This is a genomic window from Massilia sp. CT11-108 (genome assembly GCF_047302915.1).
GTDB classification, from domain to species: Bacteria; Pseudomonadota; Gammaproteobacteria; order Burkholderiales; family Burkholderiaceae_D; genus Telluria; species Telluria orientalis.
Window position 1 is genome coordinate 1 of the sequence record NZ_JBKYMO010000008.1, and the last position, 18,158, is coordinate 18,158.

Genomic DNA, 18,158 nt, shown 5'->3' on the forward strand with positions numbered 1-18,158 from the left:
ACGCACGACGGCGGCGCCGGCAGGGTCAGGGGTTCCCAATGGGCGCCGCCGTCGTGCGTCGCCAGCACCAGCGACCACAGGCCCACGGCGATGCCTTCCCGCTCGTCGAAGAAGTGGACGCCGAACAGCGGCCGGTCCTCGTTCGTGTCGCTGCGCTGCACGGTCCAGGTCTCGCCGCCGTCGGACGTACGCAGGATCACGCCCCAGTGGCCGACGGCCCAGCCGTTCTTCGCATCGGCGAAGGACACGGCCGTCAGGGTCGACGATACCGGCACCGCGCGCGCCTGGCGGAACGTCTTGCCATGGTCGTCGGACAGCAGCACGACGCCGTAGTCGCCGACGCCGACGATGCGCGCGCCGGCATGCGTCGCGCCGAGGATGGTGGCTTCGCCGGCGTACGCGGTCGGCACGGCCGGCTGCTGCCTGAGCGCGGGCGCCGTCGTGCCTTCCGCATGCGCGCAGGCGGCTGCCAGTGCCAGTACGAGGGAAAGAGAAAAGCGTGTCATGTCGGTTCCTCGATCAGTGGGCAAGAATGCCGGGTGCCTGCACGGGCTTGCGGCGCGGGAAAAGGCGCTCCAGCCAGACCGCGAACGCGGGCAGCGCCGTCATCGCCATCACCATGTTGATCATGAACATGAAGGCGAGCAGCTTGCCCATGTCGGCCTGGAACTTCAGGTCGGAGAACGCCCAGGTGGCGACGCCGATCGCGAGCGTGATCGCCGTGAAGATCGTCGCCGTGCCGACTTCCAGGATCGAGTGCTCGATGGCCTTGACGATGCCCTGCCCCTGCGACAGGTGCAGCTGCAGGCGGTTGTAGATGTAGAACGCGTAGTCGACGCCGATGCCGACCGCCAGCACCATCACCGGCAGGGTGGCCACCGTCAGGCCGATGCCTTCCACTTTCATGAACCAGTAGCCGATGAACGTGCCGACCGTCAGCGGCAGGCAGCACGCCAGCACGGCGCGGAAGTCGCGGTAGACGACGGCGACGAGGATCACGATTGCGGCGTACACGTACAGCATCATCGGCAGCTCGCTGTGCTCGACTTCCTCGTTGACGGCGGCCAGTGCGCCGGCATTGCCCGACGCGAGGCGGATCGTCACGCCCGGCAGCACGTTCGCCTGGCGGAACTGCTTCACCGCCGCGATCACGCGGTTGATCGTCGTCGCCTTGTGATCGGCCAGGAACAGGTGCACGGCCGTCATGCTGCAATCCTTGGTCATGAACCCGCGCACCCGGCCGATCTCGGTCGACAGCGACGCATAGTTGGCCGGGTCGATCGGCACGACGGCCATCTTCGGATTGCCCTCGTTATAGCCTTCGTTGTAGCTGCGCAGCTGGCCCGCGTAGGAGCTCACGGACAGCACGCCCGGCGTATGCTGCAGGGCCCACACGAACTTGTCCTGGTAGGTGCCGATGGCGACGTTCTCGCAGGAGCCCGGCGGCGCCTCGAAGATCACCGTCAGCCAGTCGAGGCCCGTGTCGTAGCCGGTCGAGATGGCGACGGCGTCCTGGTTGAAGCGCGCTTCCGGACGCAGTTCGGGCGCGCCCGGCTGCAGGGTGCCGATCACGCGGTCGCGGCTCTCCCAGGCGGCCAGGCCGAACACGCCGGCGGTGATCACGATGACGACCAGCGCATTGCGCGGCTCGGCCACGCGTGCCAGCGTACGGAGCCAGTTCGAACGCTTCTCGCGCTGTTCCATGGCCTTTTGCGCATATTCCTTCGTGAACGTGAAGTACGACGCGGCGATCGGCAGCATGGCGAGGTTCGTCGTGATCTTGAAGAACACGCCCAGCGACGCGGTGATCGCCAGTTCGCGCACCATCGGGATCGGAATCAGGATCAGGGTGATGAACGAGACGAACGCCGTCACCAGCGCCAGCACGCCGGGGATCAGGAGGCCGGTAAAGCTCGCGCGGGCAGCCTGCTCCGTCGTCTTGCCGTGCGAGAGCTCGCGCATGATGAAGTTGATCTGCTGGACGCCGTGCGACACGCCGATCGCGAACACGAGGAACGGCACCAGCACGCCCAGCGGGTCGAGACCGAAGCCGAGCAGCTTCAGCGCACCGAACTGCCAGACGAGCGACGTCAGCGAACAGACGATGGGCAGCAGGGTAAAACGCACGGAGCGGCAATACCAGTACACCGCCAGTGCGGTCAGCAGCAGCGCGACGACGCAGAACTGCAGCACGGACCGGGCGCCGTCCGCGATGTCGCCGATCTGCTTGGCGAAGCCGATGATCTGGATCTCGAAGTCCTTGTCCTCGAATTTTTTGCGCAGCTGCTGCTCGAGCAGGTGGTTGTACTGGACGTAGTCGATCTTGTTGCCGTCCTTGTCGACCTCCGCCAGCTCGGCGATGATCATCGCGCTGGTCTGGTCGCGCGAGACCAGCGTGCCGACGAAGCCGCCCTGGTTCGTCGAGCGCTGGATGTCCGCGATCAGTTCCGGCGTCAGCAGCTCGGGCGTGATCGTCCCGGCGATCACGGGATCGGCCCGGAAGCCCTCCTCCGTGATCTCGTTGACGAAGCTGTTCGGCGTCCACAGCGACTGCACGCCGAGGCGGTCGATGCCGGGCAGGTAAGTCACGGCCTGGGTGACGTCGAACAGGCGTTTCAGGCCCGGCGCCGTCCAGATCGTGCCGTGGCGCGCCTTGACGACGACGTTCAGGCGGTTCGCGCCCAGCACGTCGTTGCGGTATTTCTGGAACGTGGTGATGTATTCATGGCCGATCGGCAGCTGCTTTTCGAAGCCGGCCTCCATGCGCAGCTGCACGGCGAAATACCCCATCGCCGCGGTGAACAGCGCGAGCCAGAGCAGGAACGGCGTGCGCCAGCGGAAGCACGCGTCTTCCAGGGATTTCAACAGGCGCGGCAGGCGGCCGGGCGTGCCGGGTGACGTGGACACGATGACGCTCCCTTCAGAAGTTACGGGAGACGTAGGCGCCGACGAAACCGCGGTCGCGCAGCGGCTGGTCGAACACGCGCTCGCCGCCCCAGAAGCGGCCATAGTTCACGGCGAACTGCCACGTGGCCGGATTGCGCATGAACGTGAGCGTCAGGTTGGCGGACTTCGCGCCGTTCATGAACAGGCCCATGGTGTTGGGCGTGCGGCCGTTCACGGCCTGGAAATAGTAGATCTCCGGGACCACCTGCCAGCCCGGCACGATGGTGCCGTCGTACACCCAGCTGAAGTCGACGTTATAGCCCCACGACGTCTTCGTGCCGACGGATTCCGGCGTGCCCGCGGCGTTGAACTCCTGGCCCCAGCCCCACAGCCCTGCCGCGACGGGATCGGCGCCGTACATCGATTTCAGGTGCGGGTAGCGCACGACGACGGTTTCGGCCATGAGGGTGGCCGTATCGGCACCGCCCAGCGCCTTGAGGATGCCGCCGTATTCGCTCGGCGTCAGGCTCAGCATGCCCGTCACGTGCCACTGGAATTTCTTCTCGTCGACGTAGCAGTTGCCGCGGTTGTAGCTGCAGCCGCTCGCCGCCGGGTTCAGCGCCACCGGATCCTTCGGCCGGTACGACAGCTCGGTGCCGATCGACCAGTCGCCGACCGGGAAGTTGGCGCTGATGCCGTACAGCGTGCGGCCTTCCGGGAACACCCATGCCGGGCCATTCGCGACGCTGAGCTGCGGCGCCTTGTCGTGGTAGCGCATCGCATAGAAGCCGACGTTCAGCGACGTGCCTTCCGGCTGCCAGCGCAGCGACGCGCCGTACTGCCCGCCGTTCTTCGCCTCGTGCTTCGCGAAGCCATATTCCGCATAGCCCTTGCCCAGGCCGTTCGCGACCGACCAGTAGCTGCCGGTCGGCGGGAAGTAGTTGTCGTTCCAGTTGGCCTGGACATAGCCCTCGAAGTTCAGGCCGTGGCCGAGGCCCGTGGCGAAGCTGGCGATGGGCGCCGGCAGGAACACTTCCTTCAGCTGCGTACCCGGCTGCGACAGGCGCATGATGTCCTGCGCGTTCGTCTGGTTGATCCCGCCCGGCAGGAACAGGCTTTCGCCCCAGCTGATCACCTGGTTGCCGACGCGGACGCGGGCGCGTTCCTCGCCCAGCGAGAATTCCTTGCTGACCCAGAAGTCGAGCAGGCGCGCCTTGAAGCGCAGGTCTTTTGCGGCCGAATCGGTCAGCGAGCCTACGTCCGGCGGGTTCGCGGCGCTGGCGTGGCCGGTGGTGCGGGTCGACGCGAAGTCGCGGATCCAGCTCACGCGGCCGAGGAATTTCCAGTCGTCCGGCAGCTTGAGCAGCAGGTCGTGCGTGCCCTTCAGGTACGTGGTGAACGCGTCGCCGCGGTCGTAGTTCAGGTCCCCCTGGTCGCCCAGGCCGCTGGTCGGCGCCAGGCAGCCGGCCGGTGCGCCGTCGCCCGTGGCGCCGGCCGTGACCAGCGTGCAGGCCTGCTTCTGGGCGCGGATGCCGATGCCGGCCGTGACCGTCGAATCGAAGGAGCCGGAAATCGATCCGGACTGGAACGTGGCCGCCTGGGCTGCGCCGGCCCAGGCAAGGAACACGGCGAGTGCTGCGCGCGTCTGTTTGGTTGTCATCCTGTTTCCCGTCTTGTTATGCATGTTGTGGTTCGCTGTCGATGCCGGCGGCTGCCGGGGTACGATGCATCCTAATGGTGGTGTTTCGGGCGCCGGTATCGAAAACTGGCAATTCGCCGCTCACGCCCGGCACGATGAGGACGCCGAGGATGTGGAGTGCGTTGTCCATGCTGCCGGTGGCCGTCTTGATGCCGCTCGCGCGCGCCTCGGCCGACAGGTGCGACGCCGGGATCGCCCAGAAGATCGGCATCGCGGCGAACAGCAGCACGGTCGCCGTCGACAGCAGTGCCAGCGCGCCGATCGCATTCGGGATCACCGAATACAGGCCGCCCAGCACGCCCGCGACCATCACGCCGGCGAAGAAGATCGACATGACGGACGCGCGCCGGCGCGGCGGGAACCAGTAGGTCAGGTACAGCACGATGCCGGGGAAGAAGCCGGCTTCGAACACGCCGAGCAGGAAGCGCAGCAGATAGAACTGGTCGGGCTCGCGACGAACATCATCGCGACGGAAGCGGCGTCCCACGACAGCATGATGCGCGCGAACGTCTTGCGTGCGCCGTATTTCGCCGGCAGCAGGTTGCTGGGCACCTCGAACAGCACGTAGCCGACGTAGAACACGCCGGCACCCAGGCCGTACATGGCGTCCGTGAAGCCGATGTTGATGCGGTCGAGGAAGGATACGACGTAGCAGATGAAGAGGAACGGGATGATGCGGCGGGATATCTTGCGGTAGAGCGCGTCGTCGGTGCCGTCGGCGGTTGCAAACGGCCCCCCGTTCGCTCGGGCGGTAGCGTGAGCCATGCGTGTCTCCGGATTTTATTATGGAATCCATGGCAGGAGCGCATGAGGTATGTGACAATCTCATAGCGCTCATACCTGTTATGAACGCCATGAGTGCAGCGTCAGAGTCCGCCCATGGCGACGTACTTCAGTTCCATGTATTCCTCCAGCCCGTGGCGCGATCCCTCCCGGCCGATGCCGGACGACTTGACGCCGCCGAACGGCGCAACCTCGGTCGAGATCAGCCCCGTGTTCACGCCGACCATGCCGTATTCCAGGCGGCGCGACACGCGCCAGGCACGCGCGTGGTCCTTCGTATAGAAGTACGCCGCCAGGCCATATTCGGTGTCGTTGGCCAGCGCAATGGCCTCGGACTCGTCGGTGAAGCGGAACAGGGGCGCGACCGGTCCGAAGATCTCTTCCTTCGCCACCGCCATCGCTTGCGTGGCGTCGGCCAGCACCGTGGGCTCGTACCAGCTGCGGCCCAGCGCATGACGGCGGCCACCGGCCAGCACGCGCGCGCCCTTGCCGAGCGCGTCGCCGACCAGTTCCTCGACCTTGGCCACGGCCGCGTCGTCGATCAGCGGACCGACAGTCACGCCGTCGTCGCGGCCGTCGCCGACCTTGAGCAGGCCGACGGCGGTTGCCAGCTTCCCGGCAAAATGGTCGTAGATACCGTCCTGCACGAGGAAGCGGTTGCTGCACACGCAGGTCTGGCCCGCGTTACGGTATTTGGACGCGATGGCGCCGGCGACGGCCGCGTCGACATCGGCATCGTCGAACACGATGAACGGCGCGTTGCCGCCCAGTTCCAGCGACAGCTTCTTGACCGTGTCCGCGCATGCGCGCATGAGGTGGATGCCGATCGGCGTCGAGCCCGTGAAACTCAGCTTGCGCACGACGGGGCTTGACGACATCGCGCCGCCGATGGCGCTCGCCTTGCCCGTCACGACGCTGAACACGCCGGGCGGCACGCCCGCGCGCACGGCCAGTTCGGCCAGCGCCAGCGCCGACAACGGCGTCTGCTGCGCCGGTTTCAACACGATCGTGCAGCCGGCGGCGAGCGCCGGCGCCACCTTGCGCGTGACCATCGCGGCCGGGAAGTTCCAGGGCGTGATGGCGGCGCACACGCCGACCGGTTCGCGCGTGACGACCAGCTGGCGGTCGCGTGCCGGCGACGGGATCACCTCGCCGTACGCGCGCCGGGCTTCCTCGGCAAACCATTCGATGTACGCGGCCGCGTAGGCAATCTCCCCCTTCGCCTCGGGGAGCGGCTTGCCCTGCTCCGCCGTCATGATCGCGGCCAGGTCGTCCTGGCTGGCCAGCACGAGGTCGTGCCAGCGGCGCAGGATGCGGGCGCGTTCGGCCGCCGTCGTGTCGCGCCACGTCTGGTACGCGGTATCGGCCGCCGCGATCGCGCGCTGGGTCTCGATGGCGCCGCAGAACGGCACGTTGGCGATGGTGGTGCCGTCGGCCGGATTGACGACGGGCGCGGTGGCGCCTTCGTCGGCGTCCACCCAGGCGCCGCCGATGAGGCAGGACTGGCGCAGCAGCGCCGGATCGTTCAGTTCGAGCATGGGATTCCTTTCAATATGCGGCGCCGGCCTTGACGCCGTCTGCCTTGAAACGCGCGGCCAGCGCGACGGCGGCATTGCGCAGCAACAGCGCGTCGACGCCGACGAGCACGAAACTCGCGCCGATGTCCCGATAGCTTGCCGCCAGCGCCGGATCGGCCGAGAACACGCCGGCAGCCTTGCCCGCGGCGGCGATCTGGCCGATGGCGCGGGCGACGGCGTCCCTGACCTCGGGGTGGCCTGGATTGCCGAGGTGTCCCAGCGAGGCCGCCAGGTCCGACGGTCCCACGAACACGGCATCGACGCCGTCGACGTCGAGGATGGCGGCCAGGCCGTCCAGCGCGGCACGCGACTCGATCTGCACGATCAGGCATTGCTCGTCGTCGGCACGCGCGACATAATCTGCGACGCCGTTCCAGCGTGCCGCGCGCGCCATCGCCGTGCCGACGCCGCGGATGCCGTGCGGCGGATAGCGCATCGCGCGGACCAGCGCTTGCGCCTGTCCGGCCGTCTCCACCATCGGCACCATCAGCGTCTGCGCGCCGGCGTCGAGCAACTGCTTGATGGCGCCCGGGTCGTGGTCGCGGGTGCGCACGACGGGCCGCACCGGGTACGCGGCCAGCACCTGCAGCTGGGCGATGATGATGCGCAGGTCGTTGGGACCGTGCTCGCCGTCGATCAGCAGCCAGTCGAAGCCCGTGCCGGCCACCAGGTCGGCGACGTACGGCTCGGCCATCCCGAGGAACAGCCCGATCTGCTGCTCGCGCGCGGCGAGCGCACGTTTGAAGAGGTTGCGTGGCATGTCCATGCGGCCTCCTTACACGAAGCGTGCGCCGATCGCGCCCAGCGTGCCGTAGTCGATGTGGAAGGTGTCGCCCGGACGGATCTTGACGGGGCGCGTGAACGAGCCGGCGAGGATGACCTGCCCCGGTTCCAGCGCCACGTCGAACGGCGCGAATTTCTTCGCCAGCCACGCGATGCCGTTGGCCGGGTGATTGAGCACGCCTGCCGCGACGCCGCTTTCCTCGATTACGCCGTTGCGGTACAACAGCGCCGCGATCCAGCGCAGGTCGACGTCCATCGGCTTGATCGGACGGCCGCCCATGATGATGCCGACGTTGGCGGCGTTGTCGGAAATGGTGTCCATCACCTTGCGCGGGCGCCCGGTCTCCGGATCGATGCGGTGGCAGCGCGCGTCGATGATCTCGACGGCCGGGATCACGTAATCGGTGGCCGACAGCACGTCGAGCATGCTCACGTGTTCGCCGGCCAGGCGGTCCTTCAGGATGAACGCCAGTTCCACTTCGAGCATGGGATCGATGAAGCGGTCGCACGGGATGTCGCTGCCATCCTTGAACACCATGTCGTCCAGCAGCGTGCCGTAGTCCGGTTCGTCGATCTGCGACGACATCTGCATGGCGCGCGACGTCAGGCCGATCTTGTGGCCGATGATCCTGCGGCCCTCCGCCAGTTTCAGCCTGATCCACTCGCGCTGGATCGCATACGCGTCGGGGATCGTGATGTCGGGATGGTCGAGCGAGATCTGGCGCACCTGGCGGCGGCTCTTCTCCGCTTCGTGCAGGCGCCAGGCGGCGTGTTCGATGGTGGTTTGGTCGAGCATGTTGGTCTCCTTCCGTGTCACGCGGCGGGCTTCTTGTAGCGCGCGTGGATGTTGTTCTGCTTCCAGGTGCCGGCTTCGCTGAACTCGGCGATTTCCAGCGACAGCGCCAGGCCACGCCGGGCGTACAGGTCGGCGAAGTGTTCCGTCATCAGGCGGAACAGCGCGTCGCCGGTCCGCTGCTTCGTTTCAGGCGACCGGCCGCTGCCGATCTTCAGCGTGGCGTGGACGAACGCGTCGTCCTGGCTGCCATCGGCCACGCACCAGTCCAGCAGCCGGATGGCACGCGAGCGGATGCCGCCCGTCGGGTAGACCCCGCCCTGGGCGATGAGGACGTCGTTGGCCCGCTTCAGCAGCGCGGGCAGCGCGACCTCGTCGTAGATGTTGTCGGTGCACTCGAACGTGAGGTGTGGCATCGCATGCCTCACACGGGCAGGATGGCGTTCAACTGCCCGGTGCCGGACGAGCCGAAGTAAGGCGTCACGATCTCCGCCCTGCCTTCGTAGTCGTCCCAGCCGAGGGCACCGAGCAGCATCGCGGTGTCGTGCATGAAGCCTTCGCCGTGGCACTTGGTCGCGTACTCGGGCAGCATGCCGCAGAAGGTCTTCCAGTCGCCGTTCTTCCACAACTCGACGACGTGCCGGTCGGTCGTTTCGAGGAATGGATCCCAGACCTTGTGCAGGAATTGCTCGGACACGCCGTTCTGCGCGAAGCGGTGCGACAGCGAGCCGCTGGCGAAGATCGCCACGGTGCCGTCGTACTCCACTTCGATCGCGCGGCGGACGGCACGGCCGAATTCCACGCTGTCCGGCAGGTTGTGCGCCATGCACAGCGCCGCCGCGGAAACGATTTTGAAACGCTTGTCCCCGTTCATGTAGCGCATCGGTACCAGCGCGCCGTATTCGAGGCCGAGGCTCGTGTCGTCGTGGGCGCGGGTGTGCACCCCGGCCCGCGTCGCGGTGTCCGCGACCAGCTTGCCCAGCTGTGGATTGCCGTGGTACGCGTACGGCAGGTTCTTGATGAAGTGCGGCAGTTCGTTGCTGGTGTAGATGCCTTCCCAACGCGGTGCGCAGTTGATGTGGTAGCCGCTGTTGACGAGCCAGTGTGTATCGAACACGACGATCGTGTCGACGCCCAGTGCGCGGCAGCGGCGCGCGATTTCCTTGTGGCCGTCGATGGCGGCCTGGCGGCAGCCCTTGTGCGGTCCGTCCTGCTCGGACAGGTACATCGACGGCACGTGCGTGATCTTGGCCGCGAGTGCGAGTTTGCCCATGTCGGTCTCCTCCTTCGTTGTGTCAGACGCCCCAGCGCGGGATGGGATGGTTGCCGTACGAGATGGCGACGTTCTTCGCCTCGCAGAACACCTCGTAGCTGTAGTGGTTGCCCTCGCGGCCCGTGCCGGACGCCTTGACGCCGCCGAACGGCTGGCGCAGGTCGCGCACGTTCTGGCTGTTCACGAACGTCATGCCCGCTTCGATGGCCTTCGCCATGCGCATCACGCGGCCCGTGTTCTCGGTCCACAGGTACGAGGACAGGCCATACACGGTGTCGTTGGCGAGGCGCACGGCCTCTTCTTCCGTCTTGAAGCGGATGATGCAGGGCACGGGTCCGAAGATTTCGTCCTGTGCGATCTTCATACGGTTGTCGACGTCGGCGAACACCGTCGGCTGCACCCAGTTGCCGCCCTTGAGGTGGGCGGCAACGTCGGGCGTGCCGCCGCCGTAGACCAGCTGCGCGCCCTCGCGCTGTCCGAGCTCGATGTAGCCCGTCACCTTGTCCCAGTGGCCGCGGCTGATCAGCGGCCCGATGATGGTGTCCGGATCGAGCGGATCGCCCACCTTCAGCCGTGCCGCGCGGCCGGCGAAGTCGGCGACGAACTTGTCGTAGATCCTGTCGTGCACGAGGATGCGCGACCCCGCCGTGCAGCGCTGACCGTTGTTCGAAAAGATCATGAAGATCGCCGCGTCGAGCGCGCGCTCGTAGTCGGCGTCGTCGAAGATGATGAAAGGCGATTTGCCGCCCAGCTCCATCGAGAATTTCTTCAGGCCGGCCGCCTTGACGATGCGGTTGCCGGTGGCGGTCGACCCCGTGAACGAGATCGCGCGCACGTCCGGATGCGCGATCAGCGGCTCGCCCGCCGTGTGGCCGAAACCGTGGACGACGTTGAACACACCCGGCGGAATGCCGGCTTCCAGTACCAGTTCGCCGAGGCGGCTCGCGGTCAGCGGCGACAGTTCCGACATCTTCATCACGGCCGTGTTGCCGAGCGCGAGGCAAGGTGCCGTCTTCCACGTCGCGGTCATGAATGGCACGTTCCACGGCGAGACGAGCGCGCACACGCCCACCGGTTGCCACAGCGTGTAGTTCAGGTGGCCCGTGTCGGAGTCATATGTTTCGCCGTGCTGGTGCTGGGCCAGTTCGGCGAAATAATAAAAATTGTCGGCGGCGCGCGGGATCAGCGCCTTCTTCGTCTGGCCGATGACCTGGCCGCAGTCGCGCGTCTCCAGCTCGGCCAGTTCAGGCACGTTCGCGGCGATCAGGTCGCCCAGCTTGCGCAGCAGCCGGCCGCGCTCCCTGGCGGGCGTCGCGGCCCAGCCGGGAAACGCCGCCCTGGCCGCGGCGACGGCAAGGTCGACCTCCGCCTGCCCGCCACTGGCGACGGTGGCGAGCACCTCGCCGGTGGCCGGATCGATCGTGTCGAACGCATCCCGGCTGTCGACCAGCTTCCCGCCGATCAGGTGTTGTACGTGTTGGGTCATGGTTTACTCCTTGTCCTGGACGATGGTGTTGACGAGCGTGCCGATGCCCTCGATCCCGGTCTCGACGACGTCGCCTGCCTTCACGTCGGCGAGACCTTCGGGTGTGCCGGTCAGGATCACGTCACCGGGGTATAACGTCATGAACGAGGACAGATATTCGATCAGCGTCGGGATGTCGAAGATCATGTCGGCCGTCGTGCCCCGCTGCGTGGTCATGCCGTTGACGCGCGTCGTGAGCTTCAGATTCATCGGGTCGGGCACGTCGGCGCGGTCGACCAGCCACGGCCCCAGCGGCGTGCAGCCATCGCGGTTCTTCACGCGCAGGTTCGGGCGGTACCAGTTTTCGAGGTAGTCGCGGATCGCATAGTCGTTGGCGACGGTATAGCCGCGCACGATGTCGTAGGCGTGCTCCTTCGGGACGCGGTAGCCCTGCTTGCCGATCACGACGGCCAGCTCGCACTCGTAGTGCATGTAGCTCGCGTCGGCCGGCCGGCGCGTCGACGCGCGGTGGCCGACGATGCCGTTCGTCCCCTTCAGGAAGACCAGCGGCACCTCCGGCGCCTTGAACGCGAGTTCCTTCGCGTGGTCGGCGTAGTTCAGGCCCAGTGCGAAGACGGTGCCGGCCTCGATCGGCGCCAGCCACGCCACCTTGTCTTCGTCGAGCCGGCGGCCGTCGGCGAGGCGCACGCGCCCGTCGGCGGCGTGGGTCACGTCGTGGATGGCGCCCTCGAAGGCGATGCGTCCGTGTTTCATCGTGCGCCTCCTTCGATCGTGAATGCCAGCGTGCCCAGGCCGTGGGCCGACACGCGCACGCGGCTGCCGATATGGGCGCGCGGGGCGCCGTAGCGCACGCCGACCAGCAGCACGTCACCGGCGCGCAGGGTCATGAATTCGGTGACGTCGGCCAGCAGCTGCGCCGGATCGCGCAGGAGGCTGGACAGCGCCCAGCCATCCGCCACGCAGCCGTCGATGTCGATGCCCAGCGCCACGCGCGACAGGTCGCGCAGCGGATGGATGGTGCCCAGCGGGAGCGCGCCATCGAAGCATTTCTCGCGTATCGCCGGGCGGTAGTAACTGGCGTGCGGCAGGCTCAGGTCCGCCGCCAGCACGATGCCGGCCACGGCATCCAGCGCATCGCGCGGCGCCACGATCGGCCTCGTGATGAGCCGGCCGGCTTGATGTACAACACCGGCGCCCTGGGCGCCCCCTTGTAGGGCGCGGCATCGAGGTCGCCGAGCGCCCTCGCCGACGCGCTGTCGTTCAGCACCACGCCGTACACGGTGGCCGTGGGCGCGACGCTATCCCGGATGAATTGCATGAGATTGTCTCCTTCGCGAAAATTCATTAAGATGTTAATCATTAAGATGTTAACGAGTCAACCGGTTTTTCGCGCAGCGTGTCGGGCGAGGGATCGACTACAATACGGCCATGGTCAAGAAAATCGAGTATCGCAACCTGCCCAACATGTTCCTGAAAGCCAGGGAAGTCCTGCTGGGCCAGTTCCGTCCCATCATCACGCACTTCGGGCTCACCGAGCAGCAATGGCGCATCCTGCGCGTGCTTGCCGACGCGGGCGAGCTGGAACAGCGGGAGATTTCGGAGACATGCGTGATCCTCGGTCCGAGCCTGACCGGCGTGCTGTCGCGCATGGAAGACATGGACCTGATCGTGCGCACGCGCATGGAGGAAGACCAGCGCCGCGTGACCGTGCGCATGACGAAGCTGGGCGAGAAGATCGTCGACACGCTGAGCCCCCTGATCACGCAGCAGTACCGCAACCTCGAACAGGCGTTCGGGCCGGCGCTGATCGCGGAGGTCTTTTCCGTGCTGGACAGGTTTGTCGACGCGGACCGGGAAGCGATCCGGCAGGTCGAGCTGCCGGATCGGCGCGCCGTCGACAAGGAGATCGCGCGGCTGATGAAGTAGCGCGCAAGGAAACGCCCCGCGCGTGGCGGGGCCTCGTGCCGCGTTATTGCTGCGGAGACGGCGCCTCCACATTGCGCCGTGCAATCGCGAACGCTGCGCGCAGCACCTGCAGGTCGCCGATGTGGTTCGCCAGCAGCAGGATCAGCTGGGCGTTGAGCATCTTGCTCTGCCCGTCGTCCAGGTCCTGGTGCGTGTCCACCAGCATCTCGTAGAAGGCATCGTGGTCGGCGATGTTCGGCTCGACGTTGAGCAGCGTGTCGGTTCGGGCGTTCATGCGTGCTCCACCTGGCGTTCGGTTTGAGGAATGGCGTGCGGCGCCGCCGCGTTGCCGGTGGCACGCGCCACGGCCGCGCGGACCGCTGCCGTGTCGACGTAGCGCCAGCGGGCGCACACGTGCTGGTCGGGACGCAGCAGGTACAGCGTCCCTGGCCTGGCGTCGTAGCGTGCGGCGAGCACGCCATCGACGTCTTCCAGCATGCCCGGCTGCGCCTGGCCGGCCGGGGCCACGACGAGCGTCTGCACGGGAATGCGTTCGCCGCTCAGCATCTCGAGCTCGCGCAGCGTCCCGGCATCGTTCTCGGCGCCGGCGAAATACAGGCCGGTGAACTCATTCCCCGTCTGCCACAGGAGCCAGTCCGCTGCGCCCTGCATGCGCACCGGCGCATCCGAGGCCGGCGAACCCGGACGCATCGCCGCGCTGAACACATCGCTGTCCGGCGTGTTGAGCGCCGTGTCGCCATACACGGACGGCATCGACAGGCGGCCGCTGTTGACCAGCTTGCGGGCGAACGGGAACTCTTTCGACAGTTGCAGCACGGCGTCGCGGAACAGCCGGCTCACCGCGCTCTTGGGCGTGATGAAGTCGGTGGCGCGCGTCGAGTTCAGGATGTTCTCGTCGGCCGCATACTCGCGTTCGCGGGCATACGTGTCGAGCAGCGCGTCGGGCGCCTTGCCTTCGATGACGAGGCGCAGCTTCCAGGCCAGGTTGTCCGCGTCCTGGATGCCGCTGTTGGCGCCGCGGGCGCCGAACGGCGAGACGCCGTGGGCCGAGTCGCCCGCGAACAGCACGCGGCCGTGGCGGAAGTCGTCCATGCGCAGGCAGCAGAACGTGTAGATGCTGACCCATTCCAGTTCGAACTGCGTGTCCTTCCCGAGCAGCGCCTGGATGCGCGGGATGACGCGTTCCGGCTGTGTTTCCGCGACGGGATCGGCATCCCAGCCGAGCTGGAAGTCGATGCGCCAGACGTCGTCCGGCTGGCGGTGCAGCAGCACCGACTGGCCCGGGTGGAACGGCGGATCGAACCAGAACCAGCGCTCGGTCGGGAAGTCGGCCGTCATCTTGACGTCGGCGATCAGGAAGCGGTCGCGGAACACGCGGCCGTGGCTTTCCAGACCCAGCAGGCGGCGCGTCGCGCTCTTGGCACCGTCGGCGGCGACCAGGTACTGGCCTTCGAGCACGTATTCGCCGTCCGGCGTCTCGACGGTCAGCACGACGTGGTCCGGATGCTGCAGCAGGCCGACGACCTTGCTGCGCCAGCGCAGGTCGATATTCGGCAGTTCCTGCGCGCGTTCGTGGAGGTAGCCTTCCACGTAGTACTGCTGCAGGTTGATGAACGCCGGGCGCTGGTGGCCCTGTTCCGGCAGCAGGTTGAATTCATAGACCTCTTCGTCGCGCATGAACACGCGGCCGACGTTCCAGCTGACGCCCTTGTCGACCATGCGCTCGCCGCATTGCAGGCGGTCGAAGATCTCGAGGGTGCGCTTGGCGAAGCAGATCGCGCGCGAACCGGCGGAGAGCTTGTTGTCGTCGTCCAGCAGCACGACGGGGATGCCCTGCTGCGCCAGGTCGATCGCCGTGGCCAGCCCGACCGGGCCCGCGCCGACGACGATCACCGGATGGCGCCTGGCGTCGCCGGTGGCTGGCGCGTAGTCGAATACGCACCGTTGGTAGTCGATATCCATGTCTACTCCCGGTCAGGCCTGCAGCGAGTGCCACATGTCCTTGTCGCGCTCCGCGGTCCAGATGCGCGGATGCTTGATGCCGCTGGCCTCGTCGTAGGCGCGCGTCACGTCGAACGGCAGGCAGTGCTCGTAGATGAACACGTGGCCGAACTTCGGATCCATCTTGCTGCGCGTGTGCGCCATCGCTTCCTTCAAGGTCATCCTGGCGGCCACGGCTTCCTTCGCGGAATCCAGCAGCGTCGTGACGAAATCCTTCGTGTAGTCGATGCCGGCGTTGACCTCCTGCGGGTTGACCAGGGCGGGACCGCGGCCCGGCACCAGCTTCTCGGCGCCGAGGGCGCGCAGCGCTTCCAGCGTGGCCGGCCACTCTTCCAGCTGGGCGTCGCCCGTGTAGGCGGCGGCGTCGAATTCGACCAGGTCGCCCGAGAAGCAGATCTTCTGCGACGGGATCCAGGCGATGGTGTCGCCCTTCGTGTGGCCCATGCCGATGTGCGCCAGGCGCACTTCGAGCTTGCCCATGAAGATCGTCATCTCTTTTTCGAACACCATCGTCGGCCAGGACAGGCCCGGCACGGATTCGACGCCCGCGAACAGGCGCGGGAAGCGTTCGATCTCCGATTTCATGTCCTGCTCGCCGCGCTCGGCGATCAGTTCGTAGGTCCCGCGCGATGCGATGATCTGCTCGCCGCCTTCCTGGAAGTAGGCCGATGCGCCCAGCACGCGCACGGCGTGGTAGTGGGTCAGCACGACGTACTTGATCGGCAGGTCCGTGACGCTGCGGATATGCTTGATCAGCGACTGGGCCATGATCGGCGTGGCGGTGGTGTCGATCACCATCACGCCGTCGTCGCCGATGATCACGCCCGAGTTCGGGTCACCTTCCGCGGTGTAGGCATAGGCGTTGTCCGACAGCTTGATGAAGCTGGTCTTCTTCTCTTCCAGGTCCGCTTGCGAAGCGAATTTTTTTTCTGCCATGATGCAATCTCCTCGATGATGCCGAGCTTGTTGTCGGTAGGCAGACGATACGAGTTGCCGTATTATCCGTAAATCGGGTAACGTCGATAACCACTATGAACACCATACATAACGCGGACCTCGACCTCAATCTGCTGCCCGTATTCGATGCGTTGATTCGCATCGGCAACGTCAGCCGTGCGGCCGAGGAATTGAACATGTCGCAGAGCGCCGTCAGTCACGCGTTGAAGCGCCTGCGCGCCTTCTTCGGGGATCCGCTGTTCCTCAAGACCGGCAGCGGCATGCAGCCGACGCCGCGGGCGCTGGAACTGCGGCAGCCCATCCTGAACGTGATGGGCACGGTGCGCGGCGAACTGCTGGTGCGCGAAGGCTTCGATCCGACCGTCGCCCGACGGTCCTTCACGCTGTGCCTGACCGACATGGGAGAACTGATCTTCCTGCCGCGGCTGATTTCCCGCCTGCGCGGGGCGGCCCCCGGCTGCACGTTGCGTACGCTGCAGTTGCCGATGGACCGGGTGCCCGACGCGCTGGAAAGCGGCGAGGCCGACCTGGCGCTCGGGTCGCTGCACGCGATGCCGGAGGGGTTGTACCAGCAGCAGCTGTTTACCCGCTCCTTCGTCACCATCGTCAACCGGAGAAACCGCGCCATCGGCGACGTGCTGTCGCGCGCGCAGTTCTTCGCGCTGGAACACATCGTCGTGTCGATGTCGGGGCGCATCGAGGATGCGTACGATGCCGTGGTCGACGAGCTGGCCGGCCCGCGCCGCATCTATCTCACGACGCCGCACTTCCTCACGGTGCCGATGATCATCGAGCAGAATCCGCAGCTGATCGCGACCGTGCCGCGCGAACTGGCGACCAAGTTCGCCGGCTATAACAGCATCCGCATGGTCGACACGCCCGTCGCCGTGCCGCCGTTCGCGATCCGCCAGCACTGGCATCCGCGCTTCCAGCACGATGCGGCGAACACGTGGCTGCGCCGGCTCGTCAAGGAGACGTTCGACACGCACCCGGAGTGAAAACGATCACTCGGCGAAGTGCTCGGCAACCAGCGTGCGCAGCCAGCGGTTGCCCTCGTCCTGGTTGTAGCGCCGGTGCCAGAACATATTCGTTTGCAGCGCCGGCAGCTCGAGCGGCGATGTCACGGCCTCCAGCTGGAACGGCGCCGCGGCCCGCTCGGCCAGCTTTTGCGGCACGGTCGCGACGAGGTCCGTCGTGCTCACGATGTACGGTACGGCCGCGAAGTGCGGCACGCTGAAGCTGGCCGCCAGGTCGATCCCGGCCCGCGCCAGCGCCTCGTTGATGGCGTCGTACGGGCTTTCCATCGACGTCACGACGAGGTGACGCACTCCGCCCAGGCGCTTCATGCCGAGCGTCTCTCCCGCCAGCGGATGGCCGCGCCGGAACAGGTGCACGTACGCCTGACGGAACAGGCGGCGTTGATACAGCACGGCCGGGGCGTCGGCGAACGCGCCGATGGCGAGATCGACGCGGCCCGCCTCCATCTCCGTACGCAGGTCGACGAGGCCGGCCCGCACCGACGCGATGTCGACTTGCGGCGCCAACTGCGCACAGACCTCGACCAGCCGCGGCATGAAATACATCTCGCCGACGTCCGTCATCGCGATCGTGAAGCGGCGCCGGCTCGTGGCCGGATCGAACGCCTGCTCCGGACGCAGCGCCTGCTCCATCAGGCCCAGCGCGGCCGCCACCTGCTCGGACATGCGCTCCGCGTACGGCGTCGGCTGCATCCCCTCGGTCGTGCGCACGAACAGCTCGTCGCCGACGCTGCGGCGCAACCGCGCCAGCGCATTGCTGACGGCCGACTGCGTCACTTTCAGCCGGCGCGCCGCGCCGGAAATCTGGCGCTCGCGGAACACTTCATGAAAGACCACCAGCAGGTTCAGATCCAGTTCGCGCAGCTCCATCCGGGCACCCCATTTACATTGGAAATAGTCATAATTTTTCCATTTATATCGTAAAATCCACGCGACTGCACTACATTGTCCCTGTAC

The 18,158-nt window shown here is 66.7% G+C and carries 18 protein-coding genes and 1 pseudogene; 2 read left to right on the forward strand and 17 right to left on the reverse strand.

All coding sequences use genetic code 11. The features are described 5' to 3' along the window. The 13 genes and pseudogenes from ACEN88_RS02010 to ACEN88_RS02070 form a co-directional block, all read right to left on the reverse strand. The coding region (locus ACEN88_RS02010; protein WP_413337147.1) for a WD40/YVTN/BNR-like repeat-containing protein at positions 1-506 on the reverse strand (506 nt) is incomplete at its 3' end. Positions 507-519: 13 nt separating this feature from the next. Continuing rightward, the gene (locus ACEN88_RS02015; RefSeq protein WP_413337182.1) at positions 520-2,877 is read right to left on the reverse strand and encodes an efflux RND transporter permease subunit; all 2,358 of its coding nucleotides are present in this window, start codon (positions 2,875-2,877) and stop codon (positions 520-522) included. Between the two features lie 43 nt (positions 2,878-2,920). Next, the gene (locus ACEN88_RS02020) at positions 2,921-4,546 is read right to left on the reverse strand and encodes a DUF1302 domain-containing protein (protein WP_413337148.1); all 1,626 of its coding nucleotides are present in this window, start codon (positions 4,544-4,546) and stop codon (positions 2,921-2,923) included. Positions 4,547-4,862: 316 nt separating this feature from the next. Further along, positions 4,863-5,350: pseudogene (locus tag ACEN88_RS02025) on the reverse strand (MFS transporter); the annotation flags it as partial. A gap of 101 nt (positions 5,351-5,451) precedes the next feature. Continuing rightward, complete coding sequence (locus ACEN88_RS02030; RefSeq protein ID WP_413337149.1) at positions 5,452-6,906, reverse strand: NAD-dependent succinate-semialdehyde dehydrogenase; 1,455 nt, start codon at positions 6,904-6,906, stop codon at positions 5,452-5,454. A gap of 10 nt (positions 6,907-6,916) precedes the next feature. Further along, positions 6,917-7,711, reverse strand: a complete 795-nt coding sequence (locus ACEN88_RS02035) for an aldolase/citrate lyase family protein (RefSeq protein ID WP_413337150.1) — start codon at positions 7,709-7,711, stop codon at positions 6,917-6,919. A gap of 9 nt (positions 7,712-7,720) precedes the next feature. Beyond that, entirely contained in the window at positions 7,721-8,524 is an 804-nt protein-coding gene (gene hpaH, locus ACEN88_RS02040; RefSeq protein WP_413337151.1) for a 2-oxo-hept-4-ene-1,7-dioate hydratase, read from the reverse strand. Positions 8,525-8,541: 17 nt separating this feature from the next. Continuing rightward, positions 8,542-8,937, reverse strand: coding sequence for a 5-carboxymethyl-2-hydroxymuconate Delta-isomerase (locus tag ACEN88_RS02045; RefSeq protein WP_413337152.1), 396 nt, complete (start codon positions 8,935-8,937; stop codon positions 8,542-8,544). 8 nt (positions 8,938-8,945) lie between these two features. Further along, positions 8,946-9,794 carry a 3,4-dihydroxyphenylacetate 2,3-dioxygenase gene (gene hpaD, locus ACEN88_RS02050; protein WP_413337153.1) on the reverse strand — a complete coding sequence of 283 codons (849 nt, stop codon included), beginning with the start codon at positions 9,792-9,794 and terminating at the stop codon, positions 8,946-8,948. A gap of 22 nt (positions 9,795-9,816) precedes the next feature. Then, complete coding sequence (gene hpaE, locus ACEN88_RS02055) at positions 9,817-11,280, reverse strand: 5-carboxymethyl-2-hydroxymuconate semialdehyde dehydrogenase (protein WP_413337154.1); 1,464 nt, start codon at positions 11,278-11,280, stop codon at positions 9,817-9,819. Between the two features lie 3 nt (positions 11,281-11,283). Beyond that, positions 11,284-12,033, reverse strand: coding sequence for a fumarylacetoacetate hydrolase family protein (locus ACEN88_RS02060; protein WP_413337155.1), 750 nt, complete (start codon positions 12,031-12,033; stop codon positions 11,284-11,286). Continuing rightward, the gene (locus ACEN88_RS02065) at positions 12,030-12,428 is read right to left on the reverse strand and encodes a fumarylacetoacetate hydrolase family protein (RefSeq protein ID WP_413337156.1); all 399 of its coding nucleotides are present in this window, start codon (positions 12,426-12,428) and stop codon (positions 12,030-12,032) included. The genes ACEN88_RS02060 and ACEN88_RS02065 overlap by 4 nt, the downstream gene beginning before the upstream one ends. Continuing rightward, entirely contained in the window at positions 12,371-12,598 is a 228-nt protein-coding gene (locus ACEN88_RS02070) for a hypothetical protein (RefSeq protein ID WP_413337157.1), read from the reverse strand. Before ACEN88_RS02070 ends, ACEN88_RS02065 begins: the two co-directional genes overlap by 58 nt. A gap of 110 nt (positions 12,599-12,708) precedes the next feature. On the opposite strand from ACEN88_RS02070, the gene hpaR reads away from it, so the two are divergent. Further along, positions 12,709-13,206, forward strand: coding sequence for a homoprotocatechuate degradation operon regulator HpaR (gene hpaR, locus ACEN88_RS02075; RefSeq protein WP_413337158.1), 498 nt, complete (start codon positions 12,709-12,711; stop codon positions 13,204-13,206). A 43-nt stretch (positions 13,207-13,249) separates the two neighbouring features. Here the strand turns inward: hpaR and ACEN88_RS02080 are convergent, their stop codons facing one another. From ACEN88_RS02080 to ACEN88_RS02090, 3 genes are read right to left on the reverse strand one after another with little or no spacing between them, the layout of a single operon-like run. Next, on the reverse strand, positions 13,250-13,480 hold the full coding sequence (locus tag ACEN88_RS02080) for a DUF2783 domain-containing protein (RefSeq protein ID WP_413337159.1): 231 nt from the start codon (positions 13,478-13,480) through the stop codon (positions 13,250-13,252). Then, complete coding sequence (locus ACEN88_RS02085; protein ID WP_413337160.1) at positions 13,477-15,168, reverse strand: FAD-dependent oxidoreductase; 1,692 nt, start codon at positions 15,166-15,168, stop codon at positions 13,477-13,479. Before ACEN88_RS02085 ends, ACEN88_RS02080 begins: the two co-directional genes overlap by 4 nt. Before the next feature lie 12 nt (positions 15,169-15,180). Further along, on the reverse strand, positions 15,181-16,143 hold the full coding sequence (locus ACEN88_RS02090) for an MBL fold metallo-hydrolase (RefSeq protein ID WP_413337161.1): 963 nt from the start codon (positions 16,141-16,143) through the stop codon (positions 15,181-15,183). Between the two features lie 95 nt (positions 16,144-16,238). Between ACEN88_RS02090 and ACEN88_RS02095 the strand changes: the two genes are divergently transcribed. After that, the gene (locus ACEN88_RS02095) at positions 16,239-17,162 is read left to right on the forward strand and encodes a LysR family transcriptional regulator (protein ID WP_413337162.1); all 924 of its coding nucleotides are present in this window, start codon (positions 16,239-16,241) and stop codon (positions 17,160-17,162) included. Between the two features lie 6 nt (positions 17,163-17,168). Here the strand turns inward: ACEN88_RS02095 and ACEN88_RS02100 are convergent, their stop codons facing one another. After that, positions 17,169-18,071, reverse strand: coding sequence for a LysR family transcriptional regulator (locus ACEN88_RS02100; RefSeq protein WP_413337163.1), 903 nt, complete (start codon positions 18,069-18,071; stop codon positions 17,169-17,171). Positions 18,072-18,158 lie beyond the last annotated feature (87 nt).